The organism is Pseudarthrobacter sp. MDT1-56 (assembly GCF_059383555.1).
In genome coordinates, this window is record NZ_JBWZCK010000006.1 from 100533 (window position 1) to 113113 (window position 12581).

Sequence of the window (12581 nt, forward strand, 5' to 3'; positions counted from 1 at the left end):
GCGCGAGTGACCGGAGACACTGCCCGGGCGCAGGAATGGCTAGGATGGTTCCTAGCCGACGAGGTTCACTCCAGGGTGAGCCCAGCCCGCAGACGAAATTCACTTTAGGAGTCAGCATGCCCATTGCAACCCCAGAGATCTACTCCGAGATGATCGACCGCGCCAAGACGGGTGGCTTCGCGTTCCCCGCCGTTAACGTCACGTCCTCCCAGACCCTGAACGCGGCCCTCCGAGGCTTCGCCGAGGCCGAGTCCGACGGCATCGTCCAGGTCTCCACCGGCGGCGCAGCCTACTGGTCCGGCGCCTCCACCAAGGACATGGTGGCCGGCTCGCTTGGCTTCGCCGCGTTTGCCCGCGAAGTCGCCAAGAACTATGGCGTCAACATCGCCCTGCACACGGACCACTGCCCCAAGGACAAGCTGGACGGCTTTGTCCTGCCGCTGCTGGCAGCCTCCGAAGCCGAGGTGAAGGCCGGCCGCAACCCGCTCTTCAACTCCCACATGTGGGACGGCTCCGCCGAGACCCTGCAGGAAAACCTGCGCATCGCCCGTGAGCTGCTGGAGCGCACCGCTGCCGCCAAGATGATCCTCGAGGTCGAGATCGGCACCGTCGGCGGCGAGGAAGACGGCGTCGAGAACGCCATCAACGACAAGCTGTACACCACGGTCGAGGACGCCCTCGCCACCATCGACGCCCTCGGCTCCGGCGAGAACGGCCGCTACATCACGGCGCTGACCTTCGGCAACGTGCACGGCGTCTACAAGCCCGGCGGCGTCAAGCTCCGCCCGGAGATCCTCAAGGACATCCAGGAGCAGGTGGGCGCCAAGATCGGCAAGGCCAACCCGTTCGACCTGGTGTTCCACGGCGGCTCCGGCTCCTCCGAGAAGGAGATCGCCGACGCCGTCTCCTACGGTGTCATCAAGATGAACATCGACACCGACACCCAGTACGCCTACACGCGCCCCGTGGTGGACCACATGCTCCGCAACTACGACGGCGTGCTGAAAATTGACGGCGAGGTCGGCAACAAGAAGCTGTATGACCCGCGCGTCTGGGGCGCCTCCGCCGAGGCCGGCCTCGCGGCCCGCGTGGTCGAGGCCGCGCAGCAGCTCGGCTCCACCGGCAAGACGTTCTAGGCATGTCGGACGAGTTCCGCAAGAACCTGATGGGTCCCGAGCCCACGCACCTGCCTGCCGAGACGGAAGTCTATGCAGCGCTTGATGCGGGCCAGGAAGCCCTGGACCTGGTGGAAAAGCACCCGACCTCCTCGCTGCTCTGGGCCGTGCTGGCCGAGGAAGCGTGGAAAGAGGGCCGGACCATCGATTCCTACGCCTACTCCCGTGTCGGCTACCACCGCGGCCTGGATTCGCTGCGCCGCAACGGCTGGCGCGGCGTCGGGCCCATCCCGTGGGACCACGAACCGAACCGCGGCTTCCTGCGTGCCCTGTATTCGCTGGGCCGGGCGTCCGCGGCGATCGGCGAGGCCGAGGAACCGGAGCGGATCGAGAAGTTCCTCAAGGACTCGGACCCCTCCGCCAAAGCAGCCATCGAAGCCGAAAAGCGCTAGCCTCAACGCGGAGCGCGGCTTAAAGTCCGACGGCAGGCGTCCACCAGAAGGTGGGCGCCCGCCGTCGTTAATGCGTGCTAGCTGGTCTTGGCCAGACCGGTGCGGGCCATGGCGTCCGCGTAGACGGTGCCCATCTCTTCGAGGTACTGCTCCTGGCGGGCCGGAGTGCCGGCGAAGGCGCGGCCGCTGAGCGAGCGGACCTTGTAGGTCTTGAGGCCGCGGCGCCAGATCATGGGCACCTCGGTCTTGAGGAGCAGGTTCGCGAGGCGGTTGGCCTCGGTGCCGTGAGCCACAATCACTGAGGCGCGGGGCACGACGGCGAGGAACTTCAGCAGCGGCTTCAAACCTGCGGAAATCTGGTCCGGCGTGAACTTGCCGTTGGGCTCGCCCGGGACGTACCAGGGGTGGACGTTCCAGGGCATGACGTACTCAGGGCGCAGGCCAAGCTTCCACTGGACGCCGAGCAGGCGGGTGGCCGCTTCCTCGTCCCCGGCGGTGATGAAGCCAGACTCATCCTCGGTTCCGATGTTGGAGAAGAGGCTGATGATGCGGCACTCGTCCACGTCGTGCATCGGGTCCACATAGGGGACATTGGTGCCAGCTTTGGTCGCCTGCAGCGTGTCGCACAGCTCGTTGACAGCCGCGACGCTAGGTTCGTAGCGGCGGCTCAGAAGCTGTTCGCGGGAATTTTCAGTGGCCAAGGCTGTCATATATTGCTGAGTCTCCTGCGGGATTGGTGAAGCTGCCAGACCGTACGCGGGCACGCCGAGCACCGGGCACGCCAAGTACGGTGTGGTTTGAAAATGTGGTGTTGACCGATTCCTGGTCGATCTTTATTAGTCTATCAAGCCCTGCGAAATGACGTTTCTTCCCGGCGCCTGGTTACCAGAGCCGGGTGGTGGCGCGGCGGGCGCCTTCCCCCAGGGATTCCAGCTTGGCAAAGGCGATTTGCGGGTGCACGCGGCCGCCAAGACCGCAGTCTGTGGAGGCAATCACATTTTCCCGGCCCACCAATGTGGCGAAGCGTACGATCCGGTCCGCCACCAGATCGGGGTGCTCGACGACGTTGGTGGCATGGGAGACGACGCCGGGGATGATGACTTTTCCGTCGGGGAGCTTGGTGTCCTCCCAGACGCGCCATTCGTGCTCGTGGCGGACGTTGGCGGCCTCGAAGGAGTAGCCGCCCGCATTGATCTGCAGCACGGAGCCGATGATGTCCGCGAAAGGAATGTCCGTGGTGTGCGGGCCGTGCCAGGAACCCCAGCAGACGTGCAGCCGGATCTGCTCCTGGGGAAGGTCTCGCAGGGCCCAGTTTGTGGCTTCAACCCTGAGCTGGATGAATTTGAGATAGTCCGCCAGGCTAGGTTCCGGGTTGATCTGGTCCCAGCTTTCGGCCAGCGACGGATCGTCGAGCTGGACCGTGAGCCCGGCGTCGATGATGGCCTTGTACTCCTCCCGCATGGCGTCCGCGCAGGCGTACAGGAGTTCCTCGTCGGTCTTGTAGTACTCGTTGGCGACGCGGGCGCAGGAACCGGGAGAGAGGGAGGCGACGAAGCCGTCGGTCAGCCCGGCGGCGGCCAGGCCGGTTTTGAGGTTGGCGATGTCCGAGCCCACGAGGGCCTGCCCGGTGTAGTGCAGCGGGCCGGCAATTTTCGGCTGCGTGACACTCTTGCGGTGCGCCAGGATTCCGGAGGACGGATCGTCGTAGGCCTCGTTGAACTTCTGCCGGTCGCGCCGGTCCGGGAAGGAGGTCAGCACAATGTTGCCTGGTGTGGAGCGGTGCACCGCGGCGTCAGCCCAACGGTCCACCTCTGTCGGCTCGAGGCCGCCCAGCCGGCTGAAGGAGTAGTTCCACCACGCGCCGTAGTCCACTGAGCTGGACATCGTGTGCCCGTATTCGCCGTCGTTGGGGATACCGATGCCGAGGTCCTTCTGGCGCTGGACGATGTCCACCACGGACGTTTCCAGCAGATCCAGGAACTCGGGGGAGACGCCGTCTGCTTCCTTGGCCTCGTTCGCGGCGATGAGCTCGGGGGTGCGGGGCAGCGAGCCGGCGTGGGTGGCGCGGATATGGTCGGTGTTGTGGCGCATGGGGCGCTTCCTTTCCATCGGTCCTGGCGGTAGCACCGTTGCCGTCACATTGCTGTGTCCGGGCAGGGTTGCTGCGGCGTCAACGGTCCAGGTCCCTCGGCCGCTCGGGATGGTCAACTCTCACTCAATTCCACCGGGCGGGCTTGCGCAAGTCCGGGCGCCGGAGTTCCGCTGGCTGGACGCACGGTCGCAGGCCGTGCCCGGCGGGAAGTCCATTGGATGGTCAAATGAGCTGCCGCGACCCTGATCGGCTAAACTTGGGTGGTAAGAGCCCCGGACTCTGGCGTTGATGGATCGAGCACAGCGGTAGATTCGGGGCATTCTCATGAACGGTGCTGAGCTCCGGTGACCACCCCGGTGAGTCATACGGACTTTGGCCCGAACGAATGGGGGAGGATCCCATGCCAGCAATCGTGATCGTCGGAGCCCAATGGGGCGACGAAGGCAAAGGTAAGGCCACTGACCTGCTTGGTGGCCGAGTCGACTACGTCGTCAAGCCCAACGGCGGCAATAATGCCGGGCACACCGTCGTCGTAGGCGGTGAGAAGTATGAGCTCAAGCTCCTTCCGGCCGGCATCCTGAGCCCCAACGCGGTTCCGATCATCGGCAACGGCTGCGTGGTGAACCTTGAGGCGCTGTTCCAGGAAATCGACGGCCTCGAAGCCCGCGGCGCCGACACCTCCAAGCTGCGCGTCTCCGCCAACGCCCACCTCGTGGCGCCCTACCACCAGGTCCTGGACAAGGTCACCGAGCGGTTCCTCGGCTCCCGCGCCATCGGCACCACCGGCCGCGGCATCGGCCCGGCCTACATGGACAAGGTGGCCCGCCTCGGCATCCGCGTGCAGGACGTCTTCGACGCCTCGATCCTGCGGCAGAAGGTTGAAGGGTCGCTGCGCCAGAAGAACGAACTCCTGGTCAAGGTCTACAACCGCCGCGACATCGAGGTGGACGAGATTGTGGAGTACTTCCTGTCCTTCGCCGAGCGCCTCCGCCCACTGGTCATCGACAGCACCTATGTCCTGAACACCGCCCTGGACGAGGGCAAGGTGGTCCTGATGGAAGGCGGCCAGGCCACCTTCCTGGACGTCGACCACGGCACGTACCCCTTCGTGACCTCCTCGAACCCGACGGCCGGCGGCGCCTCCGTGGGCTCGGGCATCGGCCCCACCCGCATCTCGCGCTCCATCGGCATCATCAAGGCGTACACCACCCGGGTCGGCGCAGGTCCGTTCCCTACGGAGCTGTTCGACGACATGGGCATGTACCTGCAGAAGACGGGCGGCGAGTTCGGCGTCAACACCGGCCGGCCGCGCCGCTGCGGCTGGTACGACGCCGTGCTGGCGCGCCATGCCTCGCGCGTCAACGGTTTCACGGACTACTTCGTCACCAAGCTGGACGTGCTCACGGGCATCGAGCAGATCCCGGTCTGTGTGGCCTACGACGTCGACGGAGTCAGGCACGATGAAATGCCGATGACGCAGACCGAGTTCCACCACGCCAAGCCGATCTTCGAGTTCTTCGAAGGCTGGACCGAGGACATCACCGGCGCCCGCACCCTGGAGGACCTCCCGGAGAACGCCAAGAACTACGTGCTGGCCCTGGAGAAGCTCTCCGGCACGCGCTTCTCGGCCATCGGCGTCGGTCCGGACCGCGACCAGACCATCGTGATCAACGACCTGATCAACGACTGACGTTCCAGAAGCTGACGCACGACGGCGGCGGGTCACCTGAAAAGGTGGCCCGCCGCCGTCGTTAAGCCCCTGTTCCCGTTCCCTGTCCCTCAACGGTCCATCGAAGCCCCGCCGGGTCCCGGGCTGAGGCGCGGCGTACCGATTACCGCGGCGCTTTCAGACGGGCGCGGCTGGGACCCGGGGTGCGCTCGTCCGAAAGCGCCGCGGAAACGTGCAGGGGGCTAGGCCAGGACCTGCCGCTTGGAGGAAATGACCCCGGTATCGAAGCCGGCCAGGTGCAGGCCGCCGTGGAACCGGGCATGCTCAATCTTCACGCAGCGGTCCATCACGACCTCGAGGCCGGCAGCTTCCGCTTCCTTCGCCACGTCCTCATGCCACGAGCCAAGCTGCAGCCAGAGCGTCTTGGCGCCGGCGGCGATGGCTTCGTCCAGGACGCCGGGCAGGTCGTCGTGCTTGCGGAACACATCCACAATGTCCGGGCTCTCCGGCAGGTCCGCGAGCGAGGCGTACGTCGGCTCGCCCAGGATCTCCTTGACCACCGGGTTCACGAAGTACACCTTGTAGCGCGTGGAGGACTGCAGGTAGGTCGCCACGAAATAGCTTGCCCGGGACGGTTTGTCCGAGGCGCCCACAATCGCGATCGATTTCGCCTGCCGCAGCAGGTTCAGCCGCTCCGGCGCCGACGGTCCGGCCCAGGTGCGGGTTTCTTCGCTGCTCATGACAGTGCTCCGATCGTGCAGGTGTCGGCTTCAGAGGCGGACCCCTCACACGCCAAGTCCAAAGCCTGGTCCAGGTCCCAGAGGATGTCCTCGATGTCTTCCAGCCCGATTGAAATCCGGACCAGATCCTCGGGGATGCCGGCGGATTCGAGCTGCTCCGGGCTGAGCTGCTGGTGGGTAGTGGAGCCCGGGTGGATCACGAGGGTCCGTGAGTCGCCGACGTTAGCCAGGTGCGAGGCCAGCTGCAGGGACTCGATGAACTTCTGGCCGGCGGTCCGGCCGCCCTTCACCCCGAAGGAGAACACCGAACCCGGTCCCAGCGGCAGGTACTTTTTGGCCCGCTCGAAGTGCGGGTGCGAGGGCAGGCCGGAGAAGTTCACGTAGGCCACACGCTCGTCCGCTTCGAGCCATTCCGCCACGGCCTGGGCGTTCTTGAGGTGTTCGTCCAGGCGCTGCGGGAGGGTCTCCACGCCCTGCAGGAGCTGGAACGCAGACATCGGGGACAGTGCGGGTCCGATGTCGCGCAGCTGCTCGCAGCGGAGTTTGGTCAGGAAGCCGTACTCGCCGAAGTTCCCCCACCAGGAGACGTTGCCGTAGGAAGCCACCGGCTCGGTCATGGTGGGGAACTTTCCGTTGCCCCAGTTGAAGCGGCCGCTCTCGACAATCACACCGCCAAGGGTGGTGCCGTGCCCGCCCAGGAACTTGGTGGCGGAGTGGATCACGATGTCCGCCCCGTGTTCGATCGGCCGCACGAGGTACGGCGTGCTCAAGGTGGCGTCGACGACGAGCGGGATGCCGGCGTCGCGCGCGACCTTTGCCAGCCCCTCAAGGTCCTGGACTTCCGACGACGGGTTGGCCACCACCTCGACGAAAATCGCTTTGGTGTTCTCGCGGACCGCGGCGGCGTAGTCCGCCGGGTCGGTGCCGGGAACGAACGTGGTGTCCACCCCGAAGCGGCGCAGCGTGACGTCCAGCTGGGTCACGGTGCCGCCGTAGAGCTGGGAAGCCGCGACGATATGGTCGCCGGACTGGGTGAGTGCGGCGAAGGTGATGAACTCCGCGGCCATGCCCGAGGACGTGGCCACCGCGCCGATGCCGCCCTCCAGGGACGCGATGCGCTCCTCGAACGCGGCGACCGTGGGGTTGCCGATCCGGGAGTAGATGTTGCCGTACTTCTGCAGCGCGAAAAGGTTGGCGGCGTCCTGGGTGTCCTTGAACACGAAGGACGTGGTCTGGTAGATCGGCACGGCCCGGGCGCCGTGCTCGGCGTCGGGCGTTCCTCCGGCGTGCAGGGCGCGGGTGCGGAAACCGAATTTGCGGTCGGCCATTACGCGCTCACCAGCTCGCCGGTAGTGCCGGCCGGAGCGGCCGGGGTGCCGGTGGGGACGAGTTCGGTGCCGTGCTTCCGGGCGAGGTCGGCCTCGAGTTCGCGGACGATCGGCAGGATGTCCTGGCCGAAGGCCGCGACCTCCTCCTGGAAGTGCAGGTAGCCGGTGAGGAACAGGTTCACGCCGATCTTCTTGTACTCCACGATGCGCTCGGCGATCTGCTCCGGGGTGCCGATCAGCTGGGTCTTGAAGCCGTCGTTGTACTGGACCAGGTCCTCGAAGCTCGAGTCGGCCCACATGCCCTTGCCGTCCTGCGTGGACGCCCCGGCTTCCTGGACCGCGGCGCGGAAACCCTCGACGGCGGGCTTGTGCGCCTTCGCGACGATCTCGCGGAGGGTGTCGCGGGCTTCCTTCTCGGAATCGCGCGAGATTACGAAGCCGTTCAGGCCAAACTTCGGGGCGGCGAGGGCTCCCTCGGTGCCGCGCCCGCTTTCCCCTGCGGAAGCGACGACGCCGGCGATGTTCTCCTTGAAGCCTTCCAGGTCCTTGCCGTTGGAGAAGTACCAGTCCGCCACCCGGCCGGCCGTGGCCTGCGCCGCGGTGGAATTGCCGCCGAAGAAGATCTCCGGGTGCGCCCGGCCCGGCACGTCCACCGGTGCCGGCTGGAGGGTGAAGTCGGTGATGTTGTAGTACTTCCCGGACTGGCTGTAGTCCTGCTCGGTCCACAGCCCGCGGAGGACCTTGATGAATTCCTCGGTGCGGACGTAGCGTTCGTCATGCTCGAGCCACTCGAGGCCGAAGTTCTCGAACTCCGCCTTAAGCCAGCCCGAGACGACGTTGACAGCGGCGCGGCCGTTGGAGATGTGGTCCGCGGTGATGATGAATTTCGCCAGCACACCGGGGTGCCACATGCCCGGATGGACGGCCGAGATCACCTTGAGCCGCTCGGTGGCGGCCAGCAGCGCGAGGCTGAACGAGGTGGCCTCGTGCTGCTTGTCCGCGCCGTACGAGGCGGCGTAGCGGGTCTGGGTCAGCGCGTACTCGAAGCCGGAGTTCTCCGCGATCCGGGCCAGCTTCTTGTTGTAGTCGAAGTCCCAGCCGGTGCGCTGTTCGATGGTGGAAACCACGAGGCCGCCGGAGACATTCGGAACCCAGTAGGCGAACTTGAGTGGATCGGAAAGACGGGCGACGTTGCTGATGTCAGTCATGGGAGTTCCTTTACTTCTGGGGTATTTCGGGTGTGTCATTGCGTTCACGCAGGACGGTCTGGATGCCGGCGATCGTCGGTTCGTTCTGCAGCGAGGTCGTGTCGCCGAGCGTGGTTCCTTCGAACAGCTGGGTCAGGAGCCGGCGCATGATCTTGCCGCTGCGGGTCTTCGGCACATCGGCAACCACGACGACGTCGCGCGGCTTAGCGATGGGCCCGATCTCCTTCGCGACATGTGCCTTCAGTTCGGCCGCGATGTTCTTGGCTGCCGCCGATTCCCGAAGGACCACGAACGCGACGATGGCGTGGCCGGTCTTTGGGTCCGCGACCGGGCAGACGCCGGCCTCCACGACGTCCGGGTGCGAGACGAGGGCAGATTCGATCTCGATCGTGGAGAGCAGGTGCCCGGAGACGTTGAGGGTGTCATCCACCCGCCCGAGGATCCAGATGTCGCCGTCGTCGTCGTACTTGGCGCCGTCACCGGCAAGGAACCAGCCCTGTTCGGCATACTGGCGCCAGTACGAGTCGAAGTAGCGCTGCGGGTTGCCCCACACGGTCCGGGCGATGGCGGGGCCGGGGGCGTCCACCACGATGAAGCCCTGGACGCCCGGCGGGACGGTGTTGCCGGCGTCGTCCACGATCCGGGTGCTGACGCCGGGCAGCGGCCGGGCTGCGCAGCCGGGCTTGAACGCGGTGTCGGTCGGGGCGGGGGAGAGGATGGTGGCGCCGGTTTCGGACTGCCACCAGGTGTCCACCACGGGGGCTGTGCCGGCCCCGACGTTCTCCCGGAACCAGCGCCACGCCTCGGGGTTGACGGCTTCGCCGACCGTGCCGAGCAGCCGGATGGAGGAGAGGTCGTAGCTGGCCGGAACGCCGTCCGGGAACCAGCCCATCAGCGAGCGGACCAGGGTGGGCGCGGTGTAGTACTGCGTGACGCCGTAGCGTTCAATGATTTCGAAGTGCCGGCCCGGGTGCGGGGTGTTGGGGGTGCCCTCGAAGATTACCTGCGTGGCGCCGTTGGAGAGCGGGCCGTACAGCTCGTAGGTGTGGGCCGTGACCCAGGCGAGGTCGGCCGTGCACCAGTGGACATCGCCGTCGCGCAGGGCCGGATCCGGGTTGCTGAAGAGGTGCTCGAAGCTCCAGGACGCCTGCGTGAGGTAGCCGCCGGAGGTGTGGACCAGGCCCTTGGGCTTTCCGGTGGTGCCGGAGGTGTACATGATGAACAGCGGCGTTTCGGCGTCGAACGCTTCCGGCGTGTGGTCTGCGGAGGCCTGCCCGACGGCGTCATGCCACCACACGTCGCGGCCTCCGGTCATCGGAACGGTGTCCAGGATCTCCGGTGCGGTGGTGCGGTTGACCACCAGGACATGCTCAATCGCGTTGTCCCCGGCGACGGCCGCGTCCGCGTTGTCCTTGACCGGCACGGCGACGCCGCGGCGGAACTGCCCGTCGGTGGTGACGAGCAGCTTGGCGCCCGTGTCCTCCACCCGGAACTTGAGCGCCTCCGCGGAGAAACCGCCGAAGACGAGCGAGTGGATGGCGCCGATGCGGGCCACGGCCAGGGTAATGATCACGGTTTCCGGGATGACCGGGAGGTAGATGACCACCCGGTCGCCCTTGCTGATGCCGAGGCCCAGCAGGGCGTTGGCGGCCCGCGAAACCTCGCGTTGCAGCTCGGCGTAGGTGATGGTGCGGCGGTCGCCGGGCTCGCCCTCGAAGTGCAGGGCCACCTTGTCCCCGCGTCCCGCCGCTACATGGCGGTCGACGCAGTTGTAGGCGACGTTGAGCCTGCCGCCTTCGAACCAGGTGATATCCGGCCCGGTGCCGGCGTCGACGTCTGCCGGTACCCGGCGGTGGGTGGTGCGCCACGGCTTGTCCTGCCCGGGCACGTCCTCCCAGTCGAGCCGGAGGGCCGCTTCCTCCCAGAAGGAGAGGCGCTCGTCCTCCGTCACAGGGTGACTGGCGGGGGCTGTTTGCGTGCTTACGCCCATCGTTTCACCGCCCATTTCTCGGCAAGGCCCAGCAAGGCGTCGGTGATTTTTCCGATGACGGCGAGCAGCACGATTGCCAGCAGCAGCCGGTCCGTGCGGCCGTTGTTCTGCGAATCCGTGAGCAGGAAGCCGAGCCCCATCGAGGAGGCGATCAGTTCGGCGGCGACGAGGAACAGCCAGGCTTGGGCCAGCGCCAGCCGGAGCCCGGAGAACACGGCCGGAACCACGGCCGGAAGCTGGACGGTGGTCAGCAGTTTCACACCCCTGAGTCCAAAGGCGCGCGCTGCTTCCACCAGGTTCCGGTCCACATGGCGCAGCGCCAGGGAAACGGTGGTGAAGACGGGGAAGAAGGCGCCGATGAGGATCAGGGTGATCTTGGAGTCCTCGCCGATCCTCATCCACAAAATCAGCAGCGGCACCCACGCCAGCGACGGGACGGCACGAAGCGCGCCGATGGTCGGTGCGAGCAGGGCGTCCGCGAACTTCGACAGGCCCACCAGGGATCCGAACACGAGGCCAAGGGCCGCGCCGGCGGCGAAACCAATCAGCACACGCTGGGTGGAGATCGCGATGTGCTGGCCGAGCTGCCCGCGCTGCAGGAGGTCGAGTCCGGCCTCCAGCACCATGGCCGGCGGCGGGAGCTGGACCACGCTGAACACCCCGGCAGCCGTGGACAGCTGCCAGGCGGCCAGCACCGCAGCGGGAATGATCAATCCAAGGAGCAGACGCGCCCAGCCGCTGGCCAGGATCCCGGCGGGGGACCATCCGTTCGCCGGGGGGCCGCCCGCACCCGTGAGGGTCGGGCCCGGCTGGGCGGCGTCTGCTGGAGTTGCGGGGACGGCTGCAGCGCGCCCGTCCGCAACATTTGTGCCGGTGACGGCCTGATTACTGAGCTGTGTCATCAGGAATCCTTGATGGCGGACGCGTCCGCCTTCTTCACCAGCGAGTCATCAAGAAGGGACGCGACGGCGTCGTCGATCTGCTGCTGGCTGGCGACGTCGCCGGTCTCCACGAACGTGGGGCCGATCTTCGCCAGCACAGTGCGCTGGGCCTCGCCCGGTGCCGGGTCCACGTCCAGGTTGCTGCGCTCCAGCACCACGGTCTTCGCGACGGCGAGGTCCAGCCCGGCGACCTCGGCGAGGATCCGGGCCGTCTCGTCCGGATTGGCGGCGGCCCAGGCGCGTGCCTTCTCGTAGGCATTGACGACGGCCTGCGCCTGCTGCGGCTTGGCCTCCAGGAAGGATTCCGTGGCGTTCAGGAAGCCGTAGGTGTTGAACGAAAGGTTTCGGTAGAAGAGTTTGGCGCCCTTCTGCTCAGCGCCGGCCATGATCGGGTCCAGCCCGGACCAGGCATCCACCGATCCGTTTTCCAGCGCGGCACGGCCGTCCGCGTGCTGCAGGTTCTGCACCGTGACGTCCTTGGCGGAGATCCCGGCTTCGGAGAGTGACTGCAGCAGGAAGAAGTACGGGTCGGTGCCCTTGGTCGCGGCCACGGACTTGCCCTTGAGGTCAGCGACGGTGGTAATGCCCGAGGACTCCTTCGCCACCAGGGCCGCCCATTCCGGCTGGGAGTAGATGTCGATCGTCTTGATCGGGGAACCGTTGGCGCGGGCCAGCAGCGCGGCGGATCCGGCGGTGGAACCGACGTCGATCGCGCCCGAGCGCAGCGCCTCGTTGGCCTTGTTGGACCCGGCGGACTGGACCCAGTTGACGGTGACGCCCTGGTCCTTGAGGGAGGCCTCAAGCCAGCCCTTCTCCTTGATGACCAGGCTCAGCGGGTTGTAAGTGGCGAAGTCGATGTTGAGCGTGCCGCTCTCGACGGCGGCGTTCGCCGCGGGGGCCCCGCCGGAACCTTCTCCTGCGACGCAGCCCGTGAGGACGAGGGCGGCGGAGACGGCGGCGGCACCGATGACGGTCCGGCGGGTAGCTTTGCGGGCGAATGACATGGGGCTCCTCTGAGGGATAACGGGAAGTGAAGCGAAAGGCGA

General features: G+C 66.7%; 11 protein-coding genes and 1 riboswitch. Of the genes, 3 read left to right on the forward strand and 8 right to left on the reverse strand.

Going from position 1 to position 12581, the window contains the following annotated elements:
- The first annotated feature begins 116 nt into the window (after positions 1–116).
- Positions 117–1136, forward strand: a complete 1020-nt coding sequence (gene fbaA, locus AC50YC_RS10175; protein ID WP_494953419.1) for a class II fructose-bisphosphate aldolase — start codon at positions 117–119, stop codon at positions 1134–1136.
- A gap of 2 nt (positions 1137–1138) precedes the next feature.
- Positions 1139–1567: a DUF3151 domain-containing protein gene (locus AC50YC_RS10180; RefSeq protein WP_494953420.1), complete on the forward strand. Its 429-nt coding sequence runs from the start codon at positions 1139–1141 to the stop codon at positions 1565–1567.
- 77 nt (positions 1568–1644) lie between these two features.
- Here the strand turns inward: AC50YC_RS10180 and AC50YC_RS10185 are convergent, their stop codons facing one another.
- Positions 1645–2277 (reverse strand): uracil-DNA glycosylase family protein, encoded by a 633-nt coding sequence (locus AC50YC_RS10185; protein WP_354172686.1) that lies wholly within the window; start codon positions 2275–2277, stop codon positions 1645–1647.
- Between the two features lie 172 nt (positions 2278–2449).
- The gene (locus tag AC50YC_RS10190; RefSeq protein ID WP_494953421.1) at positions 2450–3658 is read right to left on the reverse strand and encodes a cobalamin-independent methionine synthase II family protein; all 1209 of its coding nucleotides are present in this window, start codon (positions 3656–3658) and stop codon (positions 2450–2452) included.
- Positions 3659–3669: 11 nt separating this feature from the next.
- A riboswitch (SAM riboswitch) is annotated at positions 3670–3774 on the reverse strand.
- A 285-nt stretch (positions 3775–4059) separates the two neighbouring features.
- Between AC50YC_RS10190 and AC50YC_RS10195 the strand changes: the two genes are divergently transcribed.
- A complete protein-coding gene (locus tag AC50YC_RS10195; protein ID WP_494953422.1) occupies positions 4060–5349 on the forward strand; it encodes an adenylosuccinate synthase in 1290 nt (429 codons plus the stop codon).
- Between the two features lie 221 nt (positions 5350–5570).
- Here the strand turns inward: AC50YC_RS10195 and AC50YC_RS10200 are convergent, their stop codons facing one another.
- Genes AC50YC_RS10200 through AC50YC_RS10225 form a run of 6 tightly spaced genes read right to left on the reverse strand, consistent with a single transcriptional unit; the run spans position 5571 to position 12539 of the window.
- Positions 5571–6068 (reverse strand): CoA-binding protein, encoded by a 498-nt coding sequence (locus AC50YC_RS10200; RefSeq protein WP_494953423.1) that lies wholly within the window; start codon positions 6066–6068, stop codon positions 5571–5573.
- The gene (locus tag AC50YC_RS10205; RefSeq protein WP_494953424.1) at positions 6065–7396 is read right to left on the reverse strand and encodes an O-acetylhomoserine aminocarboxypropyltransferase/cysteine synthase family protein; all 1332 of its coding nucleotides are present in this window, start codon (positions 7394–7396) and stop codon (positions 6065–6067) included. The genes AC50YC_RS10200 and AC50YC_RS10205 overlap by 4 nt, the downstream gene beginning before the upstream one ends.
- Entirely contained in the window at positions 7396–8604 is a 1209-nt protein-coding gene (sfnG, locus tag AC50YC_RS10210; RefSeq protein WP_494953425.1) for a dimethylsulfone monooxygenase SfnG, read from the reverse strand. The genes AC50YC_RS10205 and sfnG overlap by 1 nt, the downstream gene beginning before the upstream one ends.
- 10 nt (positions 8605–8614) lie before the next feature.
- Positions 8615–10609, reverse strand: coding sequence for an acetate--CoA ligase (gene acs / locus AC50YC_RS10215; RefSeq protein ID WP_494953426.1), 1995 nt, complete (start codon positions 10607–10609; stop codon positions 8615–8617).
- Complete coding sequence (locus AC50YC_RS10220) at positions 10585–11496, reverse strand: ABC transporter permease (protein ID WP_494953427.1); 912 nt, start codon at positions 11494–11496, stop codon at positions 10585–10587. The genes acs and AC50YC_RS10220 overlap by 25 nt, the downstream gene beginning before the upstream one ends.
- Complete coding sequence (locus AC50YC_RS10225) at positions 11496–12539, reverse strand: aliphatic sulfonate ABC transporter substrate-binding protein (RefSeq protein WP_494953428.1); 1044 nt, start codon at positions 12537–12539, stop codon at positions 11496–11498. The genes AC50YC_RS10220 and AC50YC_RS10225 overlap by 1 nt, the downstream gene beginning before the upstream one ends.
- Positions 12540–12581 lie beyond the last annotated feature (42 nt).